26 protein-coding genes and 1 other annotated feature are annotated in these 26668 nt (G+C 41.6%); all 26 genes read left to right on the top strand.

The window, feature by feature from the left end:
- Positions 1-50 precede the first annotated feature (50 nt).
- Complete coding sequence (gene sigE / locus NSQ71_RS10820; protein ID WP_340733940.1) at positions 51-770, top strand: RNA polymerase sporulation sigma factor SigE; 720 nt, start codon at positions 51-53, stop codon at positions 768-770.
- A 131-nt stretch (positions 771-901) separates the two neighbouring features.
- Complete coding sequence (gene sigG, locus NSQ71_RS10815) at positions 902-1678, top strand: RNA polymerase sporulation sigma factor SigG (protein ID WP_063388486.1); 777 nt, start codon at positions 902-904, stop codon at positions 1676-1678.
- A gap of 95 nt (positions 1679-1773) precedes the next feature.
- Positions 1774-2025: a YlmC/YmxH family sporulation protein gene (locus NSQ71_RS10810; RefSeq protein ID WP_063388485.1), complete on the top strand. Its 252-nt coding sequence runs from the start codon at positions 1774-1776 to the stop codon at positions 2023-2025.
- Between the two features lie 82 nt (positions 2026-2107).
- Positions 2108-2935: a peptidoglycan editing factor PgeF gene (gene pgeF, locus NSQ71_RS10805; protein ID WP_063388484.1), complete on the top strand. Its 828-nt coding sequence runs from the start codon at positions 2108-2110 to the stop codon at positions 2933-2935.
- Between the two features lie 3 nt (positions 2936-2938).
- Positions 2939-3610: a YggS family pyridoxal phosphate-dependent enzyme gene (locus NSQ71_RS10800; RefSeq protein WP_130156254.1), complete on the top strand. Its 672-nt coding sequence runs from the start codon at positions 2939-2941 to the stop codon at positions 3608-3610.
- Between the two features lie 22 nt (positions 3611-3632).
- Positions 3633-4094: a cell division protein SepF gene (locus tag NSQ71_RS10795; RefSeq protein ID WP_063388482.1), complete on the top strand. Its 462-nt coding sequence runs from the start codon at positions 3633-3635 to the stop codon at positions 4092-4094.
- A 9-nt stretch (positions 4095-4103) separates the two neighbouring features.
- Entirely contained in the window at positions 4104-4367 is a 264-nt protein-coding gene (locus NSQ71_RS10790; RefSeq protein WP_063388481.1) for a YggT family protein, read from the top strand.
- Between the two features lie 78 nt (positions 4368-4445).
- Positions 4446-5222 carry a YlmH family RNA-binding protein gene (locus NSQ71_RS10785; RefSeq protein ID WP_063388480.1) on the top strand — a complete coding sequence of 259 codons (777 nt, stop codon included), beginning with the start codon at positions 4446-4448 and terminating at the stop codon, positions 5220-5222.
- Positions 5223-5317: 95 nt separating this feature from the next.
- Positions 5318-5827 carry a DivIVA domain-containing protein gene (locus NSQ71_RS10780; protein WP_063388479.1) on the top strand — a complete coding sequence of 170 codons (510 nt, stop codon included), beginning with the start codon at positions 5318-5320 and terminating at the stop codon, positions 5825-5827.
- A 51-nt stretch (positions 5828-5878) separates the two neighbouring features.
- Positions 5879-6103: a binding site (T-box leader), on the top strand.
- A gap of 52 nt (positions 6104-6155) precedes the next feature.
- Complete coding sequence (gene ileS, locus NSQ71_RS10775) at positions 6156-8930, top strand: isoleucine--tRNA ligase (RefSeq protein ID WP_144597715.1); 2775 nt, start codon at positions 6156-6158, stop codon at positions 8928-8930.
- 253 nt (positions 8931-9183) lie between these two features.
- Positions 9184-9522: a molecular chaperone DnaK gene (locus tag NSQ71_RS10770; protein ID WP_232515561.1), complete on the top strand. Its 339-nt coding sequence runs from the start codon at positions 9184-9186 to the stop codon at positions 9520-9522.
- A gap of 109 nt (positions 9523-9631) precedes the next feature.
- Entirely contained in the window at positions 9632-10093 is a 462-nt protein-coding gene (lspA, locus tag NSQ71_RS10765) for a signal peptidase II (protein ID WP_094246084.1), read from the top strand.
- A gap of 3 nt (positions 10094-10096) precedes the next feature.
- Complete coding sequence (locus tag NSQ71_RS10760) at positions 10097-11011, top strand: RluA family pseudouridine synthase (RefSeq protein WP_327873773.1); 915 nt, start codon at positions 10097-10099, stop codon at positions 11009-11011.
- A gap of 163 nt (positions 11012-11174) precedes the next feature.
- On the top strand, positions 11175-11720 hold the full coding sequence (gene pyrR / locus NSQ71_RS10755) for a bifunctional pyr operon transcriptional regulator/uracil phosphoribosyltransferase PyrR (RefSeq protein WP_063388474.1): 546 nt from the start codon (positions 11175-11177) through the stop codon (positions 11718-11720).
- Between the two features lie 783 nt (positions 11721-12503).
- Complete coding sequence (locus NSQ71_RS10750) at positions 12504-13799, top strand: solute carrier family 23 protein (RefSeq protein ID WP_339209969.1); 1296 nt, start codon at positions 12504-12506, stop codon at positions 13797-13799.
- 155 nt (positions 13800-13954) lie between these two features.
- Positions 13955-14869 (top strand): aspartate carbamoyltransferase catalytic subunit, encoded by a 915-nt coding sequence (locus tag NSQ71_RS10745; RefSeq protein WP_339196626.1) that lies wholly within the window; start codon positions 13955-13957, stop codon positions 14867-14869.
- Positions 14853-16130: a dihydroorotase gene (locus NSQ71_RS10740; RefSeq protein WP_063388472.1), complete on the top strand. Its 1278-nt coding sequence runs from the start codon at positions 14853-14855 to the stop codon at positions 16128-16130. Before NSQ71_RS10745 ends, NSQ71_RS10740 begins: the two co-directional genes overlap by 17 nt.
- 1 nt (position 16131) lies before the next feature.
- Positions 16132-17223, top strand: coding sequence for a carbamoyl phosphate synthase small subunit (locus NSQ71_RS10735; protein ID WP_063388471.1), 1092 nt, complete (start codon positions 16132-16134; stop codon positions 17221-17223).
- Positions 17216-20404 carry a carbamoyl-phosphate synthase large subunit gene (carB, locus tag NSQ71_RS10730; RefSeq protein WP_066246575.1) on the top strand — a complete coding sequence of 1063 codons (3189 nt, stop codon included), beginning with the start codon at positions 17216-17218 and terminating at the stop codon, positions 20402-20404. Before NSQ71_RS10735 ends, carB begins: the two co-directional genes overlap by 8 nt.
- A gap of 13 nt (positions 20405-20417) precedes the next feature.
- Positions 20418-21194 (top strand): dihydroorotate dehydrogenase electron transfer subunit, encoded by a 777-nt coding sequence (locus NSQ71_RS10725; protein ID WP_063388469.1) that lies wholly within the window; start codon positions 20418-20420, stop codon positions 21192-21194.
- Entirely contained in the window at positions 21188-22123 is a 936-nt protein-coding gene (locus NSQ71_RS10720; protein WP_063388468.1) for a dihydroorotate dehydrogenase, read from the top strand. Before NSQ71_RS10725 ends, NSQ71_RS10720 begins: the two co-directional genes overlap by 7 nt.
- Positions 22092-22808 carry an orotidine-5'-phosphate decarboxylase gene (gene pyrF / locus NSQ71_RS10715; protein ID WP_339209963.1) on the top strand — a complete coding sequence of 239 codons (717 nt, stop codon included), beginning with the start codon at positions 22092-22094 and terminating at the stop codon, positions 22806-22808. The genes NSQ71_RS10720 and pyrF overlap by 32 nt, the downstream gene beginning before the upstream one ends.
- The gene (gene pyrE, locus NSQ71_RS10710; protein WP_339196621.1) at positions 22805-23440 is read left to right on the top strand and encodes an orotate phosphoribosyltransferase; all 636 of its coding nucleotides are present in this window, start codon (positions 22805-22807) and stop codon (positions 23438-23440) included. Before pyrF ends, pyrE begins: the two co-directional genes overlap by 4 nt.
- Before the next feature lie 265 nt (positions 23441-23705).
- Complete coding sequence (locus NSQ71_RS10705) at positions 23706-24419, top strand: phosphoadenylyl-sulfate reductase (RefSeq protein ID WP_339196618.1); 714 nt, start codon at positions 23706-23708, stop codon at positions 24417-24419.
- Positions 24420-24894: 475 nt separating this feature from the next.
- Complete coding sequence (gene sat / locus NSQ71_RS10700) at positions 24895-26037, top strand: sulfate adenylyltransferase (protein WP_340733939.1); 1143 nt, start codon at positions 24895-24897, stop codon at positions 26035-26037.
- A gap of 12 nt (positions 26038-26049) precedes the next feature.
- Positions 26050-26646, top strand: a complete 597-nt coding sequence (gene cysC, locus NSQ71_RS10695) for an adenylyl-sulfate kinase (protein WP_340733938.1) — start codon at positions 26050-26052, stop codon at positions 26644-26646.
- Positions 26647-26668: the final 22 nt, after the last annotated feature.

Genomic DNA, 26668 nt, shown 5'->3' with positions numbered 1-26668 from the left:
CTTTATTCATAGCATACTCATAAACCAATTTGTTTAGAAGGGGGAACAACATGAAAAAAATTAAGCTTTATCTCACGTATATATGGTACAAGTTTTTAACAAAATTAGGGATCAAAACAGATGAAATTTATTATATCGGCGGAAGCGAAGCGCTGCCGCCTCCGCTTTCGAAGGAAGAGGAAGAAATGCTATTAAAAAAACTTCCGAGCGGCGATAAGGCTGCCCGTTCGATTTTGATAGAACGAAATTTGCGCCTTGTCGTGTATATTGCCCGAAAATTTGAAAACACCGGCATCAATATTGAAGATTTGATCAGCATTGGGACGATCGGGCTAATTAAAGCAGTCAACACCTTTAATCCCGAAAAAAAGATCAAGCTTGCGACATATGCATCTAGATGTATAGAAAATGAAATATTAATGTATTTGCGCAGAAATAATAAAACAAGATCTGAAGTTTCTTTTGATGAACCGTTGAACATTGATTGGGATGGAAACGAACTGCTTCTTTCGGATGTTCTCGGAACAGAAGACGATATTATTACAAAGGATTTGGAGGCTAATGTTGACCGAAAGCTATTAATGCGGGCGCTGCAGCAATTAAATGAACGAGAAAAACAAATAATGGAGCTTAGGTTTGGATTGCATGGCGGAGAAGAAAAAACGCAAAAAGATGTGGCTGACATGCTCGGGATTTCTCAATCTTACATATCAAGATTGGAAAAAAGAATTCTTAAGCGTCTTCGAAAAGAATTTAATAAAATGGTGTAATTTTTGCTTGCTAGTCGCATGTATAGCGAAAAATCAACAGCGTGTCCACTCTGAAAAGCTTGTGCATATTTTTCCCCTTCAGGGAGATACTTAACTTAAGACAGCAAGAACTCCTGTAAGGGGGAAACGAAATGACAAGAAATAAAGTTGAAATTTGCGGTGTTGATACTTCGAAGCTTCCTGTTTTAAAAAATGAAGAAATGCGAGAATTATTTAAACAAATGCAAAGCGGTGATTTATCAGCCAGAGAAAAGCTTGTCAACGGAAATTTGCGACTCGTTTTAAGCGTCATCCAAAGATTTAATAACAGAGGCGAGTTTGTCGATGATCTTTTTCAAGTAGGATGTATTGGGTTGATGAAATCTATAGATAATTTTGATCTGAGCCAAAACGTAAAATTTTCTACTTATGCTGTACCGATGATCATCGGTGAAATTCGTCGATATTTGCGAGACAACAATCCGATACGTGTTTCAAGATCATTGCGTGATATTGCCTATAAAGCTTTGCAGGTGCGTGAAAAACTCATGAGCGAAACGTCACGTGAGCCGAAGGCAGAAGAAATTGCTAAAGAGCTGAATGTGCCGCATGAAGAAATCGTTTTTGCTTTAGACGCCATTCAAGATCCAGTTTCATTATTTGAACCGATTTATAACGACGGCGGTGATCCGATCTTTGTCATGGATCAGTTAAGCGACGAGCGAAACCGCGATTCCAAGTGGATTGAAGAAATTGTTCTAAAAGAGGGGATCAGACGATTGAATGATCGGGAGAAGCTGATATTGAAAAAAAGGTTTTTTCAAGGCAAAACACAAATGGAGGTAGCAGAAGAAATCGGCATTTCCCAAGCTCAAGTTTCTCGGCTTGAAAAAGCTGCCATTAAACAAATGACCAAAAATATTCAATAATCATTGGGCCACATTCTTTTGAATGCGGCCCTTTATCATCATTCAAAAAAAAACTCATATACTGATTGTAAAAATACTTGAGGGGAGAAGCCGGCATGATCCATATTTCCGATTTGCAAATAAAAGATGTTGTGAATGTCCATGACGGAAAAAAATTAGGAAGCATTGAAGACGTTGACATCGACTTAAAAACTGGTAAAATTCAAGCGATCATGATCACTAGTCAAGGGAAGGTTTTAGGTTTTTTTGGAAAAGGGGAAGAAATTGTCATTCCTTGGAGGAACATCGTAAAAATCGGAAAAGATGTTATTTTAGTAAGAGTTTCGAAAAATGTTGAAACAGAATAAGAATCGCACGAATTTTGGTTAAATGTTGGCTTAAAGATATGTTAAAATAAAAATAAGAGAATTGTCGAAGAGGAATGGTACAATGAAACATGAACCGTTTCAATTAACAGATGAATCTTTTTTCTCCATACCTGCTTGGGCGAAGCTTCATTCTCAGATTACAGCAGGTTTTACGACGAGAAAAGGAGGATTTTCCAAGAATGGTTTTGCTTCATTAAATTTAGGTCTTCATGTGAATGATGAAAAGGAAACGGTGATCAAAAATCGAAAAATCATTGGGGACAAAATTCGTTTTGATCTACCGAACTGGGTATGTGCCGATCAAGTCCATGACAAACAAATTGTCAAGGTAGTAAATAAACATAAAGGATCAGGGGTTTTTACATATCGTCAATGCATCACTCAAACGGACGGCCTATACACATCGGAAAAAAATATATTACTTTCCCTTTTTTTTGCTGATTGTGTTCCGATTTTCTTTTTTTCTCCAAAAGACTCACTGATTGGCATCGCACATGCGGGCTGGAGAGGGACTGCGAAAAATATAGCAGGTGAAATGATCGACAGTTGGGTTTTGCACGAAGGTGTGCAAGCTCAAAATATATTTGCAGCCATAGGTCCTTCAATCGGCGAATGCTGTTATGTCGTCAATGACGATGTGATCGATGCGATCAAACCTCTTTTTGACAATGAGACGACATTTTATAAACAGCTTGAGAACGGCCTTTATTCTATTCATCTTGCAGAAATCAACAAAAGATTGTTAATGAAAAAAGGAGTGCCGGAACATCAAATCCTATTGACCTCATATTGTACAAGCTGCGATCAAGATTTGTTTTTTTCCCATCGAAGAGATCAAGGGAAAACAGGACGAATGATGGGATTTATCGGTTTGAAGGAGGGATACTAAGCCTTGTCAGTGAAAGAAAATTTAGCACGAATCCAACAGGAAATCGAACAAGCATGCAAAAAATCAAATCGAAAAATAGATGATATCCAAATTATTGCAGTGACGAAATATGTAACGGTAGAACGGGCTATAGAGGCGATAAATTCAGGCATTTTACACTTAGGCGAAAACAGGGATGACGGTTTTTTATCGAAATATAACAGCATTGGGTCAAAAGCTGTCTGGCATTTCATCGGCACACTTCAAACTCGAAAAGTGAAAAATATTATAGACAAGGTGGATTATATTCATTCGTTGGATAGAATATCGCTAGCAAACGAAATTGAAAAAAGAGCAGATCGAACGATCAAATGCTTTGTGCAAGTAAATACATCTGGCGAACAGTCAAAGCATGGTGTGGCTCCTGAACAATGCATTGATTTTATTCAACAGTTGAAGGAGTATCGCCATATCGAAGTTGTCGGATTAATGACAATGGCTCCATTTACAGAAGATGAAGATGAAATCAGAAGATGCTTCCGAAGTTTAAAGCAACTGCAGGAACAAGTGAAAGCACTAAATATACCGAATGCACCATGTACAGAGCTATCAATGGGGATGTCCAACGACTACAAAATCGCGGTTGAAGAAGGGGCTACTTATCTTCGCATCGGCTCCTCGCTAGTAGGTACATAAAACGAAACTGGAGGTAAATCAGATGAGCTTAAAGAATAAATTTAAAAGCTTTTTTGCCCTCGATGATGAAGATTATGAGATTGAAGATATGGAAGCTCCGGAAGAGAAACACCAACATGAACCGATTATGTTCAATCACAACAGCAGCGTTGAAAAAAATGCCGCTTTCGGAAAACAAAATGTTGTAAGTTTGCAAAGCGCCCAAAAATCCACTAAAGTAATATTATGTGAGCCAAGAACGTATTCAGAGGCGCAAGAAATTGCTGATCATCTGAAAAACCGCCGTTCATGCATTGTCAATTTGCAGCGGATCGGGCATGATCAGGCAAAAAGAATTGTTGATTTTTTAAGCGGCACTGTTTATGCGATTGGCGGAGACATCCAGCGTGTTGGAACAAACATATTTTTATGTACCCCAGATAACGTAGATGTCGCCGGCTCCATTTCCGATTTCATGGCAGATGATGAAAATAAAAGGTGGTAGAAATGATTGATGGGGACAATATATAACATATTAAGTTTTTTGCTCGATATTTATTCCTATGCGATTATCATTTATATTTTGATGTCTTGGTTTCCGAATGCAAGGGAAACGTCCATTGGACAATTTTTAGCGGCTATATGTGAGCCTTATTTAGAACCGTTTAGAAGAATCATTCCTCCATTAGGGATGATTGATGTATCTCCTATTGTTGCATTGATTGCCCTGCATTTTGCAGATTATGGGCTGTATGCTCTTTTTAGTATGATTTCATAAAATTCATTCGCCGATTGACATTCGAATTGTTTTGTATGCCAATCGGCTCTTTTCATATCATAATTGGAGTTGTCTCTTATGGAGAGTGTTTATCAGCATTTTCGCAAAGAAGAAAGGGAGTTCATTGACAAAGTCTTTGGATGGAAACAAATTGTGACTGAGCAATATCGGCCAAAATTGACCGATTTTTTAGATCCGCGGGAACAGAAAATCATTAAGACATTGATCGGTGAAAATCCGGATGTTCACGTGCAATTTTTCGGAGGCTATAAAAATGCTGAAAGAAAGCGGGCTTTTTTTTACCCTGACTATATTCAACCGACATTAGATGATTTTTCAATGTTCGCATTTGAAATCATGTTCCCGAAAAAATTCGTGACATTATCACATCGCGAAGTGCTTGGATCGCTTATGTCGCTCGGCTTAAAACGGAGCAAGTTCGGCGACATTATCATTCATGATGAAACGGTGCAAGTCATGGTTGCGCAAGAAATTGCCAATTTCCTGCAGCTGAACTGGAATAAAATTGGAAAGATTTCCGTTCGTTTGAAACAGATCCCATTCGAAGATGTGTTTTCTCATGAAGAAGAAATGGATATTTCTTTGATCACCGTTTCTTCGCTTCGGCTCGATGCTGTTCTAGCAAATGTTTATCACCAATCTCGGCAAAAAATAAAATCGCTTATTGAAAATAGTCTTGTCAAAGTCAATTGGAAAATTGTTGAGGATGCTCATTTTGAAATTGCGGAAGATGATGTGTTATCTGTCCGAGGATTCGGAAGAAGCAAAGTTTTGGCAATTGAAGGGAAAACAAGAAAAGATAAGTGGCGCATTAAGATCGGAATACAAAAATAATATTACAAATGGAAAGATTTTTGCCCATTCTGTCGAAAAATCGTTTATAATTGGATTAGTGTTTTGCGAAAAACATACATATGGAGGTGGAATTTGTGCCTTTAACCCCGCTGGATATTCATAACAAGGAATTTACAAAAGGCTTTCGCGGCTATGATGAAGATGAAGTAAATGAGTTTTTAGATCAAGTGATTAAAGATTATGAAATGGTCATCCGCGAAAAGAAAGAATTGGAATTAAAGGTGAAGGAATTAACCGAGAAGCTGAATCACTTTACAAATATAGAAGAAACGTTAAATAAATCGATTTTAGTTGCGCAGGAAGCTGCGGAAGATGTGAAAAGAAACGCTCAAAAGGAAGCGAAGCTGATCATTAAAGAAGCGGAAAAAAATGCTGACAGAATCATCAATGAAGCACTTGCTAAATCGCATAAAATTGCAATGGAAATCGAAGAGATGAAAAAGCAGTCAAAAGTATTCCGCACCCGTTTTCAAATGCTCATCGAAGCACAGCTTGATCTGCTAAAAAATGATGATTGGGATCACTTAATGGAATACAATGTCGAGCCAATCTTAGGAGAAGAAGCGGAAGAACCGAAAGTATAACTTGACTTTTTTGTTCGTGATTTCATATAATACGAAAATAAAACGGAATATGACAAAACAATGAGAGGGACAGTAGTCCTTTCAACCCCTTTATGACAGCGAACCGGGGACGGTGGAAGCCCGGGTAAAGGCGAAAGGATGAACATCACCCTTGAGTCCATAGCTGAAACATGCTAGTAGGCTGTGGCGGCCAAGTCCGTTATGTTTATGAGTGGATGTGCATGATTTGTGCGCATCTAAAAGGGTGGTACCGCGAGATTCCTCCTCGTCCCTTAGGGATGAGGAGTTTTTTTATTTTAGTGAACAAATATTATGTGGAGGAATGGGAATGGATTATAAAGAGACGTTACGAATGCCGAAAACAGACTTTCCAATGAGAGGAAACCTTCCGAAAAAAGAACCTGAGATCCAGAAAAAATGGGAAGAGATGGATATTTATGAAAAAGTGCAGGAGCGCACGAAAGGACGGCCTCTTTTCATATTACATGATGGTCCGCCGTTCGCAAACGGGGATATTCATATGGGGCATGCCTTAAACAAAATTTTAAAAGACATTATTGTCCGTTATAAATCCATGAGCGGATATTGCGCACCGTATGTTCCAGGATGGGATACGCACGGTCTGCCAATTGAAACAGCACTTTTGAAGAAACAAAAAATCAATCGAAAAGAGATGGATGTCGCGCAGTTTCGAAAACATTGCGAGCAATATGCATGGGAGCAAATTGAGCGCCAGCGCGTGCAATTTAAACGCCTTGGAATTCGAGGCGACTGGAAAAATCCATATGTCACCTTGAAACCAGAATATGAAGCCCAGCAAATTCGCGTCTTTGGAGAAATGGCAAAAAAGGGATATATTTATAAAGGCTTGAAGCCGGTTTATTGGTCTCCATCGAGCGAATCTGCCTTGGCAGAGGCGGAAATTGAATATTATGACAAACGCTCGCCTTCTATTTATGTTGCATTTGAAATAAAGGACGGAAAAAATATATTAACAGATGGAGAAAAAATCGTCATTTGGACGACTACTCCGTGGACTATCCCTGCAAACTTAGGAATTGCTGTTCATCCTGATTTGGAATATTCTGTAGTGAAGGTTGGAGCTGACAAGTTTGTGATCGCATCTGCCCTGCTCGAAGAAGTGGCAAAAGAGCTGGACTGGACAGAATATGAAGTAGTGAAATCGTTTAAAGGCAAAGAGCTGGAATATGTGGTTGCGAAACACCCGTTCTATGACCGCGATTCATTAGTGATCCTTGGCGAACATGTAACGACCGACGCTGGTACAGGATGCGTCCATACAGCGCCAGGCCATGGGGAAGACGATTTTGTCGTCGGACAAAAATATAACCTAGGCGTATTATGTCCTGTCGACGAAAGAGGGTACATGACAGAAGAAGCTCCAGGGTTCGAAGGATTGTTTTATGATGACGCAAATAAAAAAATAACGGAAAAATTAGAAGAAGTAGGGGCATTGCTAAAGCTTTCATTTATTACTCACTCCTATCCGCATGACTGGAGGACAAAGAAACCAACGATTTTCAGAGCAACAGCGCAATGGTTTGCGTCCATTAAAGATTTTCGAGACGAATTGCTGCAAGCAATTAAAGAAACGAAATGGATCCCTAATTGGGGAGAAATTCGCATTCATAACATGATCCGCGATCGAAGCGATTGGTGTATTTCCCGTCAGCGGGCATGGGGCGTGCCAATTCCAGTGTTTTATGGTGAAAATGGGGAGCCGATCATAACAGATGAAACGATTGAACATGTGGCAAAACTGTTCCGCGAGCACGGCTCGAACGTTTGGTTTGAACGCGAAGCAAAAGACCTGCTTCCAGAAGGATTTACACACCCTTCAAGCCCGAACGGCATTTTTACAAAAGAAACAGACATTATGGACGTTTGGTTCGATTCAGGCTCTTCTCATCAAGCAGTTTTAGTTGAACGGGAAGATTTGCAGCGTCCTGCTGATCTTTATTTAGAAGGCTCTGACCAATATCGCGGCTGGTTTAATTCATCGCTGTCTACAGCAGTTGCTGTCACCGGAAAAGCTCCATATAAAGGCGTTTTAAGCCATGGATTTGCGCTGGACGGCGAAGGACGGAAAATGAGCAAATCGTTAGGAAATGTTGTTGTTCCTGCCAAAGTGACGGAACAGTTTGGAGCAGATATTCTTCGTCTATGGGTAGCATCAGTTGATTATCAATCGGATGTTCGCGTCTCTGATGCAATCTTAAAACAAGTATCTGAAGTATATCGGAAAATTCGCAACACGTACCGTTTCTTGTTAGGAAATTTGTTTGATTTTGATCCAAATCAGCATCGTGTTTCTGTAGAAAAATTAAGAGAAGTGGATCGCTATATTCTCATTAAACTGAATAAACTAATTGCCAAAGTGCGAAAAGCATATGAAGAATATGATTTTGCATCCATCTATCATGACGTTCACAATTTCTGTACGATTGAGCTAAGCTCATTTTATCTTGATTTTGCAAAAGACATTCTGTATATTGAGGCTGCTGACAGCCATAATCGACGCTCTATCCAAACGGTTTTATATGAAGCGCTTCTTGCTCTTGTAAAGCTGATGACACCGATTTTGCCGCATACAACAGAAGAAGTATGGGGACATATTGAATCAGTCGAAGAAAAGAGCGTACAGCTTGTCGATATGCCGGAAGCTGTAGAGATTGAAGGCAGCAAAGAGATTGAAGCGAAATGGGATCAGTTTATGTCAGTTCGAGATGATGTATTAAAGGCCCTGGAAATTGCCCGAAATGAAAAAGTGATCGGCAAATCGTTAAATGCTGCTCTCATCCTTTATCCGAACGAAGAAATAAAAGAATTGTTCAATTCAATACAAGAAGACTTAAAACAGCTGTTTATTGTTTCCCAGTTAGAAATTGCCGGTGATTACAAAGATGCTCCAGAAGAAGCGCAAACATTTGATAGCATCAAAATAATTGTGAAGCAAGCGGATGGTGAAACTTGTGAAAGATGTTGGGTTGTTTCAACAGATATAGGCACTGATCAAGACCATCCGACACTGTGCAAAAGATGTGCAAGCATTGTGAAAGATCACTACAGCCATTTAGCTTAGTTTTATCAGCTCCCTGTGCAAACAGGGAGTTTTTTCATTTAGCAATGCTTCCTCATAAAGAAGTGTCATAAAAAGAACGATCTTTCATTGAAATCCGTCATAGTCAATTGGAAAAGTTTTCTCGGATGCTTTTTCAAAAATGAATACTTTGCTCAAAATTGAAAGAAGAATTCAGCTTTTTAGCTTTTAAAGTGTGAATCATTTCCAAGCCGCTATTTACGTGTGTGGAAAAACTTGAATGTGATAGGAGGCAGTGCGGCGGTTACAATATAAATACAAAACAGACGAGGGGGTTTTAATAATGAATCCGCTCGATCAAATCAAAGACGAATTAACGTTAATGAAGGACGAACTTAATGCGCGGCTCGCCAAAAGTCAATTGGATGACCCGATTTTTATCCGGGATGTAAAAAATGAGCTCAACGATGTTGAGCTTGCATTGGAAAAAATGGAATATGGACTTTATGGCATATGTGAAGAAACATTGCAAAAATTGCCGCTCGAACAATTGGCACAAATTCCGACAGCCAGAACGATTCATGATTTTCTCAATATGAAATCATATTTAAAAAAAACACTAGAATATCATTAAGAAGTGAAGTGAACAAGCTTCACTTTTTTGCTTGTTCCCCTTCTTTACTGTTTGTCAAAAAATGTGCTAAAATTTGATGGAAACTTGCCAGTGAGTGGAGGAACGCAGTGTGCTTAAATATTTGATTGCATTATTTGTCATCGCTCTCGACCAATGGACAAAATGGCTGATCGTAAAAAATATGGAAATTGGCGAAAGCATTGAAATTATCAACGGATTTTTATACATAACGTCTCACCGCAATAAAGGAGCGGCTTGGGGAATATTGCAAAACCAGATGGTGTTCTTTTATGTGATTACCATTATTGTTGTCGTAGCGATTATTTATTATATGCAAAAATATGCGAAACAAAATGCAATGCTGGGGGTTGCTCTCAGCTTAATGCTCGGCGGAGCGATTGGGAATTTTATTGACCGCCTTTTCCGCAAAGAGGTGGTGGACTTTATCCATACATATATTTTCGGTTATAATTTTCCAATTTTTAATATTGCCGATTCATCTTTAACAATCGGTGTTATTTTACTTTTCATATATTTTCTGTTTTTTGAAGAAAAGAAGCAAAAGGAGTAGAAAATGGAGCAATTTACTTTTGTTGTGACGGAAAAAGAGGAACATGAACGAATAGATAAATTTTTGGCCAATAAAGATGAGAATTGGTCAAGAACGTTGGTCCAAAATTGGATCAAGGACGGGGTTGTTTCAGTAAATGAAAAATCGGTGAAGGCCAATTACAAGTGCCAAATTGGTGATGTCATCACTGTATCTGTTCCAGAACCGGAAGAGCTGGATGTCAAGCCTGAGCCGATGGAGCTTGATATATACTATGAGGATGAAGATGTCATCGTTGTCAATAAACCGCGTGGGATGGTCGTCCATCCAGCGCCGGGACACACTTCAGGAACACTTGTGAACGGTCTTTTATATCATTGTAAAGATTTGTCCGGAATTAACGGAGTCCTTCGTCCGGGAATTGTTCACCGGATTGATAAAGATACTTCAGGTTTATTAATGGTTGCCAAAAATGATTACGCTCATGAATCATTAGCAAATCAATTAATGGAAAAGAGGGTTGAAAGGAGATATAAGGCGATTGTACACGGGGTAATTCCGCACGATCATGCCACAATTGATGCTCCGATCGGCAGGGATCCAAAGGATCGGCAAAAAATGACGGTAACAAAAACAAACAGTAAAGAAGCTGTCACCCATTTTCATGTGCTGGAACGATTTTCGGATTATACATATATTGAATGTCGACTGGAAACCGGAAGAACGCATCAAATCCGCGTGCATATGAAATATATCGGTTTTCCGCTAGCCGGCGATCCAAAATATGGACCGAAAAAAACACTTCCGATTCATGGACAGGCTCTTCATGCAGGCGTACTTGGTTTTGAGCATCCAAGAACAAAAGAGTTTTTGAAGTTTGAAGCATCGCTCCCGGAAGAATTCGAAAAGATTTTGCAAATGTTAAGAAATGATCGTTGACATTTACGAGCTGCTCTGTCATAATACGTTTAGACAATACAGCATCCTTTAACTGCAGTCCCGTGAGGCTGAGAAGGAATCGTATGGCAATAGGTGAGCTATGCACAAAACCTCTCATCCTCAGGATGAGAGGTTTTTTTAACCGAAATTTGAGGTGATGAGCATGCCGGAAAAAGCGGTTGTTTTAGATGAGCAGGCGATCAGAAGGGCGCTAACTAGAATAGCCCACGAAATTATCGAACACAATAAAGGTATAGATAATTGTGTTTTGGTCGGAATCAAGACAAGGGGAATTTATCTAGCCAAACGTCTTGCAAAAAGAATAGAGGACATTGAAGGAAAAGAGATACCTGTCGGCAACCTTGACATTACTTTTTACCGGGATGATTTAACACAAAAAACAGAAAGCGGTGAACCGCTCGTTAAAGGTTCAGATATCCCGATCGATATTAACAATCGAAAAGTCATTTTAGTAGACGATGTCCTTTACACGGGAAGAACGGTACGGGCAGCGATGGATGCCATTGTTGACTACGGCAGGCCAGCGCAAATCCAGCTAGCTGTACTTGTTGACCGCGGCCATCGCGAACTGCCGATCCGAGCGGATTATGTCGGGAAAAACATACCTACTTCAAAATCAGAAAAAATTGTTGTACAGCTTTTGGAAGTAGATGAAAAAGAAAAAGTATCCATTTATGAAAATGAATAGATGTCCCTTTTAATAGCAGTCCCGTGAGGCTGCAAAGGGGTCCGAAAGGTGTATACGCTATTTGTATGCACTTTGGCAAAACCTCTTTGTGCCTCATCGGCCAAAGAGGTTTTTTTGGTGCGCCCGGCATGTACATGAACTATAGGGTGTAAGTCCCGAACCCCGAAGACAGAAGTAGAGGTTAGCCAAGAGCAAGGGTGTCCGTGGTGACGCGGAATCTGAAGGAAGCTGGAGGCAAAACACCGGTCCGAGGAACACGAACCTCATATAAGGCTAGGTATGATTGAGTGAGTTTGCAAAACAAAACAAAGCTCTTTCTGTCGAAGGTCATATCGAGTAAATGAGGCGGATAGATGGTGTGAAAGTGCATGTACTTACCCGGGGAGGTCTGGTGGATATGTGAAGTACGCTTCATAACCTACTTAGTGATAAGTAGCTGAACCGTCAGAAGTCAGCAGAGGTCATAGTATTAGTTGGTCTAGAACAACTAAGAAGGACCGAACAATTAAGAGAGAATAGCCCTTGGCATTCAGTGAGTCATGATGAACACAGAAAACGTAGTACCTCACTTGAGGAAGGAAGCGGTGAATCCCGTGGGAGACCTCTTGGAGGGTGGAGTGACCACTGGCATAAAGAGAACAGCTATTCACGGAAGTTATAAAGACTTGCGTCAATCATCTTAATTGAACCGCCGTATACGGAACCGTACGTACGGTGGTGTGAGAGGACGGGAGTTAATCGCTCCCTCCTACTCGATTGCAAATTCCATAAGGAGGAAAAAACATGAAAAGAAATATTATACTAGATGTTCATGATAAACCTGATTTTATCACATGGCTCGCCTTAAGCTTCCAACATTTATTTGCCATGTTTGGAGCAACGATTCTCGTACCGTTTTTAGTCAAAATTGATCCTTCTGTTGCCTTGATTTCCAGCGGTCTCGGCACACTCGCATTTATTTTGATCACAAAAGGAAAAGTGCCGGCATATGTCGGCTCCTCCTTTGCCTTCATCACACCGTTAATTGCGGCTAAAGCTGCCGGCGGTGTAGGAGCGGCGATGATCGGCAGCTTTTTGGCAGGTTTAGTTTACGGAGTTGTCGCACTTATCATCAAACAGACAGGATATAAATGGATTATGAAATTACTTCCAACTGTTGTCGTCGGTCCAGTAATTATGGTAATCGGACTTGGCCTTGCATCAACAGCTGTGAGTATGGCCATGAACGATCCTAAAGGACATTACAGCTTGCTTCACTTTTCAGCAGGTCTTGTTACGCTTCTGATCACCATTATAACAATGGCATTTTTTAAAGGATTTTTTAACCTAATCCCTGTATTAATCGGAATTTTCGGCGGATATGTATACTCGCTTATAATCGGCATTGTCGACTTTCAAAAAGTGGCGGAAGCCAAATGGTTTCAGCTCCCGAACTTTATCATTCCATTTGTTGATTATACACCTCACATTACATCTGAAATCATTCTGCTGATGGTTCCAGTCGCAGTGGTGACATTATCCGAGCATATCGGTCACCAAATGCTGCTAAGCCAAGTAATCGGAAAAGATTTAATCAAAGACCCTGGACTTGCCCGTTCCATTCTCGGCGACGGAGCGGCAACCATGATTGCATCTCTTATCGGTGGACCGCCGAACACGACATATGGCGAAAATATCGGCGTATTGGCGATTACAAGAATTTACAGCGTTTATGTCATTGCCGGTGCAGCTCTATTCGCAATCTTGTTTGGCTTTATTGGAAAAATATCAGCCTTGATCAGTTCGATTCCAACTCCAGTAATGGGAGGCGTTTCAATACTTCTCTTCGGGATCATCGCATCTTCAGGATTAAGAATGATGATTGAGCATAAAGTTGATCTGAACGAAAAAAGAAACTTAATTATCACTTCCGTCATTTTAGTAATAGGAATTGGCGAAGCAATGATTAAGTTCGGTGAAAGCTTCGAATTACACGGAATGGCATTAGCTGCAATCATTGGCGTCATTTTAAACTTTGTGCTCCCAGGAAAAAAAGAAGAACATATTTTTGACACAAATGAAGAAGATTCTGTAGCGTAGCAATCACCTTTTAAAAAAGTCCAGAGAGGCTTTCAAGGGTGTGTGAGACAAATCAAGCTTCGCCATTTGCTTACACCCTGTCATGCCTTGGCAGGGTATTTTTTTTAAAATTCAAACGTCAATCGCTTTTATTTAAAGGAAAGGGGAAGAAAGCGATGAAACATTTAGTGACCATGAGCACGCTGTCAACTGAAGAGATTATTGCCATTTTGGATGAAGCGGAACACTTTAAAATGGGAAAACGATGGAAAGTCGGAGAACAAACATTTATCGCCAACTTGTTTTTTGAGCCGAGTACGAGGACGAGGTTTAGTTTTGAAGCTGCTGAAAAAAAACTTGGACTTGACATTTTAAATGTGGATGGAGCTTCTTCAAGCATTCAAAAAGGAGAATCGTTGTACGATACTGTAAAAACTTTAGAATCAATCGGTGTCGAGGCAGTCGTGATCCGTCATCCGCAGGATCGGTATTTTGACGAGCTGATCGGCCGTGTCCAAGTATCCATATTAAATGCTGGCGATGGGTGCGGACACCATCCAACGCAATGTTTGCTCGATTTGATGACAATTCGTGAAGAGTTTGGGAGTTTTAACGGATTGACGGTTTCCATCATCGGTGACATTCGCCACAGCCGTGTAGCAAGATCTGATGCAGAAGTGCTGACAAGGCTCGGGGCAACCGTATTGTTCTCAGGACCTGAAAAATTTCGGGACGACACCAATCCATACGGTACATACGTATCGATCAATGAAGCAATCGAAATGTCAGATGTTGTGATGCTCTTAAGAATCCAGCATGAACGCCACAGCGAAAAATGGACAGCTGATCAATATTTGGAGCAGTACGGATTGACAAAGGAACGGGAAAAAATGATGAAGGACCATGCGATTATTATGCACCCTGCACCGGTCAACAGAGGAGTTGAAATCGACGGAGATTTAGTAGAGTGCAGCCGATCGCGAATTTTTAAACAGATGGAAAACGGTGTATTTGTCCGCATGGCAGTTATAAAACAGGCGATTGAAAGTAAAGCACAAGGGGGAGAGAAGAAACATGTCCATTCTATTTAAAAATGCGCAATTGTTAACAGAGGAAGGCGAATTGACAAAACGGGATGTTCTTGTGGAAAACGGAATAGTCAAACAAATATCGGAAGAGATAGCTGATGGAGCGGGAGACGTGATCGATTGCAACGGAAAGCTTCTTTCCCATGGATTCATCGATCTTCACGTTCATCTGCGTGAACCGGGTGGAGAAGCGAAAGAGACGATTGCCACCGGCACGCTGGCTGCAGCGAAGGGCGGCTTTACAACCGTTGCCTCCATGCCTAATACGAAGCCGCCTATTGATACGAAAGAAAAAATGATCAATTTACAAAAGCGAATTAAAGAAACAGCAAAGGTTCGCGTTCTTCCTTATGCAGCGATCACACTTGGGCAAAGCGGAAGCGAATTAACGGATTTTGATGCATTAAAAGAGGAAGGTGCTTTTGCCTTTACGGACGATGGCGTAGGTGTCCAGTCGGCCGGCATGATGTTTCAGGCAATGAAAAAAGCGGCGGAGAAAGGATATTCAATTGTCGCGCATTGTGAAGACAATACCCTTATCAACGGCGGATCCTTCCATGATGGAGTTTTTGCAAAAAATCACGGTATATCCGGCATTCCATCTGTATGTGAGTCCGTTCAAATTGCAAGAGATGTTCTGCTGGCAGAAGCTAGCGGCTGCCATTACCACGTGTGCCATATTAGTTCAAAAGAATCTGTCAGAGCCGTCAGAGACGCCAAAAAAGCAGGCATCCGCGTGACATGCGAAGTGACCCCGCATCATCTTCTTTTATGTGATGAAGATATTCCGGAGCTTAATCCGAACTTTAAAATGAATCCGCCGCTTAGAGGCAGAGAAGACAAGAAAGCATTAATCGAAGGGCTGTTGGATGGAACAATCGATTTTATTGCTACGGATCATGCGCCTCATACGATGGAGGAGAAATCTTTAGAGGTCGATAAGGCGCCGTTTGGGATCGTCGGGTTGGAAACTGCCTTTCCTCTTTTGTACACATATTTTGTCGAACGGGGCATTTTTACATTGAAACAACTTGTTGATTGGCTGACGGTAAAGCCTGCTAGAGCTTTTAACTTGGATATGGGGGAATTAAAAGAAGGCATTTCTGCAGATTTGACGCTCATTGATTTACAGGAAGAAAAAAGAATAGATGCCTCAACATTTGCATCAAAAGGAAAAAATACGCCGTTTAACGGCTGGCTTGCAAAAGGCTGGCCTGTTTTAACAATGGTGGACGGCAAAATCGTTTGGAAAAGGGGAGAGTAATATGAAACGGCAATTAGTGCTTGAAAACGGCGATGTTTTCATCGGCGATGGCTTTGGAAGCGATCGTGACATCATCGGAGAGGTTGTGTTCACAACCGGAATGACAGGCTATCAAGAAACACTTTCAGATCCTTCATATTGCGGACAAATCGTAACGTTTACTTATCCATTGATCGGCAATTACGGCATCAACCGCGACGATTTTGAGACGATCCGCCCGTTCGTGAACGGGATGATTGTGAAGGAAGCCTGTGAAGCACCCTCCAACTGGAGAAGTTTATATTCAATCAATGATTTTCTCATAGAAAACGATATTCCTGGCATCAGTGGAATCGATACAAGAAGGCTGACTAGAATTATCCGCAACTACGGAACGTTAAAAGGTGCAATCTGTTCAGCTGAGGCGGATCCAAAGCAAGTGGCTGAGAAATTAAGAGAAACGGAGCTGCCGCGCAATCAGGTGGAAATTGTATCGACGAAAAGACCATATCAAAGTCCAGGAAGAGGAAAAAGAGTGGTTGTTGTAGATTTTGGCATGAAGCATGGAATCTTAAGAGAATTAAACAGCCGAAATTGCGACTCGATCGTCGTTCCATATGATACATCTGCGGAGGAAATATTGCGATTGAAGCCTGACGGCGTTTTGCTTACAAACGGACCTGGAGATCCGCAAAACGTTCCAGAAGCAATTGAAATGCTGCGCGATCTTATCGGGAAAACCCCTATCTTTGGAATATGTTTAGGGCATCAGCTGCTCGCTTTAGCATGCGGTGCGAAAACAGAAAAATTAAAATTCGGCCACCGCGGCTCAAACCATCCAGTGAAGGATTTAAAAACTGGGAAAGTGTATATGACTTCCCAAAATCACGGCTATGCTGTAAGCATCGAATCCATTAGGAATACAGAGCTTGAAGTAACACATGTTGCACTGAACGACGGAACAGTTGAAGGATTGAGACATCGCGTGCATCCTGCTTTCGCTGTTCAATACCATCCGGAAGCATCGCCGGGACCTGAGGATGCCAATCCATTGTTTAATCAATTTATCGAGCTGATGGAAAAGACTGCTCAAAGGGGGAATCTCAATGCCTAAGCGGAAAGATATTCAGAAAATTTTAGTTATCGGATCAGGACCGATTATTATCGGACAAGCGGCGGAGTTTGACTATTCGGGAACACAGGCGTGCTTAGCATTGAAAGAGGAAGGATATGAGGTTGTTCTTGTCAACTCGAACCCAGCGACAATTATGACGGATACGGAAATTGCCGACAAAGTGTATATGGAGCCGCTCACTCCGAGCTTTGTTGCCAAAATCATCCGCAAGGAAAGGCCGGATGCGATCCTGCCGACTCTCGGCGGACAGACTGGACTAAACTTGGCGGTCGAGCTTCATAAAATGGGTGTTTTAGAAGAGTGCGGCGTTGAAATTTTAGGAACTAAGCTTTCAGCCATTCAAAAAGCTGAAGACCGTGAACTGTTCCGCGAGCTTATGAAGGAGCTGAATGAACCGGTGCCGGAAAGCGCCATAATTCATGAGCTTGAAGAAGCGTTTCATTTTGTGGAGCAAGTCGGCTATCCGGTGATCGTCCGGCCTGCATATACACTTGGCGGGACCGGAGGCGGCATTTGTCACGATGAGGAAGAACTGATTGAAATTGTGACGAACGGTTTAAAGCTCAGCCCTGTTCATCAATGTCTGCTCGAAAAAAGCATTGCCGGCTACAAAGAAATCGAATATGAAGTGATGCGGGACTCAAAAGACAATAAAATCGTTGTCTGCAACATGGAAAATATTGACCCCGTCGGCATTCATACAGGCGATTCGATCGTTGTGGCGCCCAGCCAAACGATTTCAGACAGAGAATACCAGCTGCTCAGAAACGTGTCATTAAAAATTATCGGAGCTCTTGGCATTGAAGGCGGATGCAATGTTCAGCTTGCTCTTGATCCGGATAGTTTTCAATATTACGTTATCGAAGTGAACCCGCGGGTTAGCCGCTCATCCGCCCTTGCATCAAAAGCGACAGGATATCCGATTGCGAAACTCGCAGCGAAAATTGCCGTCGGTTTGACGTTAGATGAAATCATCAATCCAGTGACAGGGAAAACATTTGCTTGCTTTGAACCGGCGCTTGATTATGTTGTCACGAAAATACCGCGATGGCCGTTTGATAAATTTGAATCAGCCAACCGTGTGCTTGGCACTCAAATGAAAGCAACCGGTGAAGTCATGGCGATCGGCCGCACGTTTGAAGAATCGTTGTTAAAAGCTGTTCGTTCTCTCGAAGCAAGCGTCTACCATTTAACATTGAAAGAAAACGATGTCTCAGATGAAATGATTGAAAAGCGAATCAAGAAAGCAGGGGATGAACGAATCTTTTACATCGGCGAAGCGCTGAGAAGGGGTTTTTCCGTTGAGCAAATTCATCAATGGAGCAAAATCGACCGCTTTTTCTTGAATAAGATAAACAACATTATCGAATATGAACGAGAACTGAAAAAATCTCCATTTGATGTAAATGTGTTGAGAAAAGCAAAGCAACTCGGATTTTCTGATCACTTTATCGCTTCGTTATGGAATACAGATGAATCGGAAGTTTATGAGTTTCGGAAAAAACAAGGAATTGTTCCAGTTTACAAAATGGTTGATACGTGCGCAAGCGAGTTTGAATCCGAGACGCCTTACTTTTACGGCACATATGAAGAAGAAAATGAATCGATTGTGACTGAACGAAAAAGTGTTGTCGTGTTAGGTTCAGGGCCGATTCGAATCGGGCAGGGTATTGAGTTCGATTATGCAACAGTTCACTCTGTTTGGGCGATTCGCGAAGCAGGATATGAAGCAATCATTATCAATAACAATCCAGAAACGGTGTCAACGGATTTCAGCATTTCCGACAAGCTGTATTTTGAACCGCTGACGATCGAAGATGTCATGCATATTATCGACTTGGAGAAACCGATTGGCGTTGTCGTCCAATTCGGCGGGCAAACGGCAATCAATTTGGCAGGCAAGCTGGCAAAACGAGGTGTCAAAATATTAGGAACAAGCCTGGAAAATTTAGATCGGGCGGAAGACCGCGACAAGTTCGAACAAGTGCTTGAAGCTTTGGAAATACCACAGCCTGTAGGGAAAACGGCTCTATCCGTCGCTGAAGCGGTGGAAATTGCGGAAGAAATCGGCTATCCGGTGCTTGTCCGTCCTTCCTATGTGCTTGGCGGCCGGGCGATGGAAATTGTCTACCATAAAGAAGAATTGCTCCATTATATGGAACATGCAGTAAAAATTAATCCGGAACATCCCGTTTTAATTGATCAATATTTAACCGGAATAGAAGTGGAAGTTGATGCGATTTCAGACGGTAAACATGTGCTCATTCCGGGCATTATGGAGCATATTGAGCGGGCAGGCGTGCACTCAGGGGACTCGATAGCGGTTTACCCGCCGCAAACGTTATCTGATCAGTTGAAAACAGAACTTGTTGATTATACGATTCGTTTGGCAAAAGGGCTGAATATTGTCGGACTGCTAAACATTCAATTTGTAATTGCTGACGGGCGGGTATACGTATTGGAAGTGAACCCAAGATCAAGCAGAACAGTTCCGTTTCTAAGTAAAATTACCGGAATTCCGATGGCTAAGCTTGCGACAAAGGTGATACTCGGTGCTAGCTTGCCGGAACTCGGTGTGAAAACAGGGCTTGCAAAAGAGCCGAAAGGTGTATTTGTGAAGGTGCCGGTATTTTCATTTGCGAAGTTGCGCCGTGTAGACATTACGCTTGGACCAGAAATGAAATCAACTGGGGAAGTAATCGGAAAGGATGCCACCTTTGAAAAGGCTCTTTATAAAGGCTTTGTTGCAGCCGGTACGAATATTTACGAGCACGGATCAGTGCTGCTTACGATTGCTGATAAGGACAAAAACGAGGCTTTAGAAATTGCGGGCAGATTTCGCAATATCGGCTATCAACTGCTGGCGACGGAAGGAACCGCAAAGTTTCTAGAAGAGAACGGCATAAAAGCAAAGGTTGTCAGCAAAATCGGATCACGCGGCGACAACATTTTGGATGTGATACGCAATGGAAAAGCGCAATTTGTCATCAACACGCTGACGAAAGGAAAGCAGCCTGAGCGCGACGGCTTCAGAATCAGAAGGGAATCGGTTGAAAACGGTGTGCCGTGCCTCACTTCTTTAGACACTGCAAGGGCAATTTTACGCGTGCTTGAATCGATGGCTTTTACGGTTGAAAATCTCTCCGAACATAATAGGTAAAGAAGGTGATCCAATGATCAAAGCTTGGATGGAAATCATCAGCAACAGGCCAATTGCGAAAAACATTTATAAAATGGAATTAAAAGGAGAGCTCGTTCAACGCATTACTCGTCCGGGACAATTTGTTCAAATAAAAGTGGATGACAGTTTTGATCTGTTATTAAGAAGACCGATCAGCATTGCCGAATACAATGCCGAAAAAAACACGATGACATTAATTTATCGGGCAGAAGGCGCCGGAACGAAAAGATTGTCCAGAAAAAAAGCAAGTGAGCTTGTCGATGTTTTCGGACCGCTCGGAAACGGTTTTCCGGTTGAAGAAACGAAGGAAAAAGCATTGCTTGTCGGTGGCGGCATTGGCGTTCCCCCTCTTTATGAATTGTCGAAGCAGCTTGTTCAAAATGGAGTGGAAGTTGTCCATGTATTAGGATTTTCAACAAAAGCGGCGGTGTTTTACGAACAAGAGTTTAAGGAGCTGGGCGAAACGTTTGTGGCAACAGTTGACGGCACATTCGGCGCAAAAGGAACCGTTATGGATATCATCAATGAACAACGCTTCACATTTGAAACGCTCTATACATGCGGACCAACTCCAATGTTAAAAGCGATAGAAGAAGCATTTCCGCATAAAAAAGTGTTTTTGTCCCTGGAAGAAAGAATGGGCTGCGGAATCGGCGCTTGCTTTGCCTGTGTCCGCCGTACGAAAACCGATGCAAATGATTCGGGCTATAAGAAAATCTGTACCGACGGGCCTGTTTTTCGAATCGGGGAGGTGATGTTGGAATGTTAACTGTTAAGCTTCCTGGTCTTGAGTTAAAAAATCCGATCATGCCCGCATCAGGATGCTTCGGCTTTGGCCGCGAATTTGCCAAGCTGTACGATTTATCCAAGCTTGGAGCGATCATGATCAAAGCAACAACGCTTGAGCCTAGATTCGGAAATCCAACACCAAGGGTGGCGGAAACGCCGTCGGGAATGCTCAATGCCATCGGGTTGCAAAATCCCGGATTAAAAAAAGTGATGGAGGAAGAGCTTCCTTGGCTTTCTCAATTTGATGTTCCGATCATTGCGAACATTGCCGGCTCGACTGTTGAAGAATATGTGGAAGTGGCAAAAGAAATCAGTAAAGCGCCTAACGTAAAAGCACTTGAACTGAACATTTCTTGTCCGAATGTTAAACAAGGGGGGATCATGTTCGGAACAGTTCCTGAAGTAGCCGGACATTTAACAGAAGCTGTGAAAAACGTTTCTTCAGTACCGGTTTATGTCAAGCTTTCTCCAAATGTAACTGACATTGTCGCCATGGCAAAAGCGGTGGAAAAAGCGGGAGCAGACGGAATTACGATGATCAACACGCTCCTCGGCATGCGGATCGATGTGAAAACAGGCCGGTCGATTATTGCTAATGGAACAGGCGGGCTTTCTGGACCTGCTGTCAAGCCGATTGCCGTTCGTATGATCTATCAGGTTTCCCAAAGTGTAGAAATCCCGGTCATTGGCATGGGAGGAATTATGAATGTCGATGATTGCATAGAATTTTTGCAGGCAGGAGCAAAGGCAGTCGCAATTGGTACAGCGAATTTTGTCAATCCTTACGTCTGTGTTGAACTTATTGATGCGTTGCCGAATCGGCTGAAAGAATTAGGCTTTGATCATGTGAATGAATGTGTCGGAAGGAGCTGGAAAGATGAAAAATCGTCCTCTAATTCTTGCCCTTGATTTTGATACGAGAGAAAAAGCATTGCAGTTTGTGCAAATATTTGAGGAGCCTTTATTTGTTAAAGTGGGGATGGAACTTTTTTATCAAGAAGGCCCTTCTATCATTGAAGAATTACAGCGAAGCGGTCATCAAATATTTCTTGATTTGAAGCTGCATGATATACCAAATACCGTGAAACAAACGATGAAAGGACTTGCCAAGCTCGGAGTCGATTTGATCACTATTCACGCTGCGGGAGGTAGAGACATGATGGAAGCAGCGATAGAAGGGCTGGAGGCGGGAGCTCAGAGCGGAAATAAGCGTCCAGATGTTGTCGCTGTCACCCAGCTGACAAGCACTTCCAGCGAGATGCTAAAACATGAACTTCTCATTGAAAAGCCGTTGCTTGAGACGGTTTTACATTATGCGGAAAATGCAAAAAAAAGCGGGATGAGCGGTGTTGTTTGTTCTGTCCATGAAGTAAGCGAAATAAGAAAAACGTGCGGTCCATCTTTTCTGACTGTTACGCCTGGAATTCGTTTAGCAAAAGATAGAGCACAGGATCAAGTCCGCATTGCGACGCCAAAATTTGCAAAGGAACAAGGCGCATCAGCCATTGTTGTCGGCAGGACAATTACAAAGGCAGAGGATCCTGTTGCAGCCTACAATGAAGTAAAAAAAGAATGGGAGGGTAAGGTGGAATGAAAAAGGAAATCGCCAAACATTTGCTAGAAATTGAAGCAGTTACTCTCAGACCAAATGAACCGTTTACGTGGGCAAGCGGAATAAAATCGCCCATTTATTGCGACAATCGTTTGACTCTATCGTATCCGAAGCTCCGCAAAATCATTTACAAAGGACTAGTTCAACTAATCAGTGAGCATTTTTCCGATGCTGAATTAATTGCTGGAACTGCGACAGCCGGTATTCCCCATGCGGCATTAGTTGCTGAAGAGTTGGGATTGCCGATGTGTTATGTGCGCAGCACACCGAAAAAGCATGGGAAGGGAAACCAAATAGAAGGAAAAGTGAGGGAAGGACAAAAAGCGGTTGTAATCGAAGACTTGATTTCAACAGGGGCAAGCTCCTTAAAAGCTGTTGAAGCACTAAGAAATGCTGGCTGTCAAGTACTAGGTGTCGCCGCCATTTTCACCTACGGTCTTCCTCAAGGAAAGCAAAATTTTGCCAATGCTGGCATTCCTGCGATCGCATTAAGCGATTATGACACTTTAATCCAAGTGGCTTTGGAAGAACAAATGATTTCGAAAGAAGATCTCGACCGCTTGTCATTATGGCGAAAAAATCCTGAAAACGACAGTTGGCTCGAAAAAGTTTAACCTCCCTTTCATAAAATATTTAATTCCAATCAAAAAACTCGGGTTGACTTTTAGGAAAATTATGATAAAATTTGAAAGCATATAGCACGTTCTTGAAAGGAACACTGTGAATCTGCTAACCTAGTTTTTAAGTACAAAATATCATTTGTACAAATGAAAGAAATAAAAAGCTGTCTCAATAAACCGCTGACTAGACGACTAGAGGCGGTTTTCAATCCTTTTATTGAACGAGCTCTATTCCTTTTCTAATAAGGGGGAAAGGCGAATGCTTACGTACGAAACCTGGGCGGAACCTGATCTCGTGTTTGATGAGACATCGGACACAAAAGGTGCCCTAGAGGTGTTGGAATGGGCATATTCAACATATAAAGATGATATTGTGTATTCGTGCAGCTTTGGGATTGAAGGGATTGTACTCATTGATTTAATATCAAAGGTCAATCCGACCGCACGGATTGTCTTTTTGGATACAGGGCTGCATTTTAAAGAAACCTATGATTGCATAGAAAAAGTAAAAAATCGATACCCAGATTTAAATATAGAATTGAAAAAACCAGAGATCACATTAGAAGAGCAAAAAGAGCAATATGGGGATAAGCTTTGGGAGAGAGATCCGAATCTTTGCTGCCACATCCGGAAAGTGATTCCTTTAAGGGAGACACTTGAACCTGTAAAAGCATGGATTTCAGGATTGAGAAGAGAACAATCGCCGACAAGAAAACATATAAACTATATTAATAAAGATGAGAAATTCCAAAAGGTAAAAATTTGCCCTCTCATCCACTGGACATGGAAGGAAGTTTGGCGATATGTTTATAAACATGATTTGCCTTATATCGTCTTACATGATCAAGGTTATCCTTCCATTGGCTGCCAGCCTTGCACTCAGCCAGCCATTAACATGGATGATCTGCGTTCTGGAAGATGGGTCGGCCATCAAAAGCTTGAATGCGGATTACATGAGAGTGTGACAAAATAATGGAAGCCTATAACCATTAGAGGAAGCGGTGCGGCGGCAGCGGGTGCTGCCTGTCGTACAGGAGCGGTAAAAACATATCGCTTTTTCCTCCATTCGGACTGCTGGAAATGTTCTCTGTTCAATGGTCGGTGGAGGTGAAGGTGCCTAAACCGTCTGCTTCGGCTTCATCGATAGTTGATTCAATCATTTTATCTTTGGTGTTTGTTCAATCAAAATATGAATATCACTTACAAGTGAAGTGATAGTTTGATCTACAGCAGGCCTTTTTCCGCATATAATGCTTTATAAAAACTCGTCATAAAAAATAAAGTTTTGAAGACTCGTTTCATGAAATGATTCTTTTTACTCGTTTTTGATGATGGCGTATCGCAACGATTTAGATTTATTTAGCGGCTAAGGCTAAAAATTTTTTCAACAAAAGCCTAGTAAATAAATATGAATATAGGAATATATGGCGTAGCAAGGAGGAGATCAAATGGGGATTGCACCGCACGGAGGAACATTAATCAATCGCTATAATCCAGAATACAATTATTCTCATATTCAAGAAGCAATTGAATTGGATAATATCGGGCTCTCTGACTTAGAGTTAATCGGTATTGGAGCATTTAGTCCATTAACGGGTTTTTTAACTAAAAAAGATTATGATAGTGTTGTCGAAAACATGCGTCTTGCCAATGGTATAGTTTGGAGCATTCCAATTACACTTCCTGTTGAAGAAGAACAAGCTGATCGCATCGACATTGGAGATGAAGTTAAGCTGACATTTAACGGAGAAGTATACGGTGTGATCAAAGTGGAAGATAAATATAAGCCGGATAAACAAAAAGAAGCGGAATATGTTTATCGGACAAAAGATGAAGAGCACCCAGGAGTTGCTAAATTGTATGAGCGTCCTCCTGTCTATCTTGGCGGGGATGTCGTGTTAGTAAAGAAAACGGAAAAGCCGTTTCCAAATGAAACATTTGAGCCAGCAGAATCTCGAGCCGCTTTTGAACGTTTTGGCTGGAATACAGTCGTAGGGTTTCAAACGAGAAATCCTGTTCACCGTGCGCATGAATACATTCAAAAAACAGCTCTTGAAACCGTAGACGGATTATTTCTGCAGCCGCTGGTCGGCGAAACAAAAAAGGATGATATTCCTGCAGATATTCGCATGGAAAGCTATCGAGTCCTGTTAGAAAATTACTATCCAAAAGATCGTGTTCTGTTAGGAATTTTTCCAGCCGCCATGCGCTATGCCGGACCGAGGGAAGCGATATTCCATGCTATCGTCCGAAAAAATTATGGGTGTACGCATTTCATCGTTGGAAGAGACCATGCAGGGGTTGGAAATTACTATGGAACATATGATGCGCAAAAAATCTTTTCCAACTTTACAAAAGAGGAATTAGATATTACGCCGCTGTTTTTTGAACACAGCTTTTATTGCAAAAAATGCGACGGCATGGCCTCCCATAAAACATGTCCGCATTCCGATGACGACCGTGTCATTTTATCAGGCACAAAAGTAAGGGAAAAACTGCGAAACGGCGAGCCGCTGCCAAACACTTTCAGCCGTCCGGAAGTTGTTGAAGTGCTCGTAAAAGGACTGCGCCAAGAAGAATTGCAAAAATGAGGTGGAATAAACGTGACAAGTAAAAATATTGTTTGGCATCACCATTCCGTCACAAAAGAAGAGCGGAGGAAAAAGTTGGGGCATCACAGCTTTGTTCTATGGTTTACCGGATTGTCTGGTTCCGGCAAATCAACGTTAGCCAATGCATTAAACCAAAAACTGTTCAATGAAAATATTTCGTCTTACGTATTAGATGGGGACAACGTTCGCCATGGGTTGAACAAAGATTTAGGCTTTTCGGAATTGGACCGAAAAGAAAACATTCGGCGCATTGGAGAAGTAGCAAAATTATTTGTGGACAGCGGCCAAGTTGTTTTGACAGCCTTTATTTCACCATATAGAGAAGATCGGGAGTTAGTAAGAAATTTGCTCGAGCATGATGAGTTCATTGAAATATATGTTAAATGCTCATTATCAGAATGTGAAAAACGAGATCCGAAAGGGCTGTACAAAAAAGCGAGAAACGGTGAAATTAAACATTTTACAGGCATCGACGATCCATATGAAGAGCCGGAAAATCCTGAAATCATTGTTCATACTGAGGAATGGTCAGTAGAAGAAAGTGTTGAACATATTTTTCAATATTTAAAAAATCGAAAGTTCCTATAATTTTAAACATTGGGGGAGTTGC

Origin of the sequence: Aeribacillus sp. FSL M8-0235 (assembly GCF_038000355.1) — a bacterium.
GTDB lineage: Bacteria > Bacillota > Bacilli > Bacillales > Aeribacillaceae > Aeribacillus > Aeribacillus composti.
The sequence above is the reverse complement of the archived record's forward strand: the minus strand, read 5'-3'. Positions and strand labels throughout refer to the sequence as shown.

Excerpts from the sequence above, each read along its gene's own strand:
- sat (WP_340733939.1), top strand. The coding sequence starts at position 24,895 with ATGGGGATTGCACCGCACGGAGGAACATTAATCAATCGCTATAATCCA.
- NSQ71_RS10740 (WP_063388472.1), top strand. The coding sequence starts at position 14,853 with ATGTCCATTCTATTTAAAAATGCGCAATTGTTAACAGAGGAAGGCGAA.
- sigG (WP_063388486.1), top strand. The coding sequence starts at position 902 with ATGACAAGAAATAAAGTTGAAATTTGCGGTGTTGATACTTCGAAGCTT.
- NSQ71_RS10785 (WP_063388480.1), top strand. The coding sequence starts at position 4,446 with ATGGAGAGTGTTTATCAGCATTTTCGCAAAGAAGAAAGGGAGTTCATT.
- pyrR (WP_063388474.1), top strand. The coding sequence starts at position 11,175 with ATGCCGGAAAAAGCGGTTGTTTTAGATGAGCAGGCGATCAGAAGGGCG.
- ileS (WP_144597715.1), top strand. The coding sequence starts at position 6,156 with ATGGATTATAAAGAGACGTTACGAATGCCGAAAACAGACTTTCCAATG.
- NSQ71_RS10735 (WP_063388471.1), top strand. The coding sequence starts at position 16,132 with ATGAAACGGCAATTAGTGCTTGAAAACGGCGATGTTTTCATCGGCGAT.
- NSQ71_RS10795 (WP_063388482.1), top strand. The coding sequence starts at position 3,633 with ATGAGCTTAAAGAATAAATTTAAAAGCTTTTTTGCCCTCGATGATGAA.
- NSQ71_RS10810 (WP_063388485.1), top strand. The coding sequence starts at position 1,774 with ATGATCCATATTTCCGATTTGCAAATAAAAGATGTTGTGAATGTCCAT.
- NSQ71_RS10750 (WP_339209969.1), top strand. The coding sequence starts at position 12,504 with ATGAAAAGAAATATTATACTAGATGTTCATGATAAACCTGATTTTATC.
- NSQ71_RS10725 (WP_063388469.1), top strand. The coding sequence starts at position 20,418 with ATGATCAAAGCTTGGATGGAAATCATCAGCAACAGGCCAATTGCGAAA.
- pyrF (WP_339209963.1), top strand. The coding sequence starts at position 22,092 with ATGAAAAATCGTCCTCTAATTCTTGCCCTTGATTTTGATACGAGAGAA.
- carB (WP_066246575.1), top strand. The coding sequence starts at position 17,216 with ATGCCTAAGCGGAAAGATATTCAGAAAATTTTAGTTATCGGATCAGGA.
- NSQ71_RS10790 (WP_063388481.1), top strand. The coding sequence starts at position 4,104 with ATGGGGACAATATATAACATATTAAGTTTTTTGCTCGATATTTATTCC.
- NSQ71_RS10705 (WP_339196618.1), top strand. The coding sequence starts at position 23,706 with ATGCTTACGTACGAAACCTGGGCGGAACCTGATCTCGTGTTTGATGAG.
- pgeF (WP_063388484.1), top strand. The coding sequence starts at position 2,108 with ATGAAACATGAACCGTTTCAATTAACAGATGAATCTTTTTTCTCCATA.
- NSQ71_RS10745 (WP_339196626.1), top strand. The coding sequence starts at position 13,955 with ATGAAACATTTAGTGACCATGAGCACGCTGTCAACTGAAGAGATTATT.
- NSQ71_RS10760 (WP_327873773.1), top strand. The coding sequence starts at position 10,097 with ATGGAGCAATTTACTTTTGTTGTGACGGAAAAAGAGGAACATGAACGA.
- NSQ71_RS10720 (WP_063388468.1), top strand. The coding sequence starts at position 21,188 with ATGTTAACTGTTAAGCTTCCTGGTCTTGAGTTAAAAAATCCGATCATG.
- sigE (WP_340733940.1), top strand. The coding sequence starts at position 51 with ATGAAAAAAATTAAGCTTTATCTCACGTATATATGGTACAAGTTTTTA.
- pyrE (WP_339196621.1), top strand. The coding sequence starts at position 22,805 with ATGAAAAAGGAAATCGCCAAACATTTGCTAGAAATTGAAGCAGTTACT.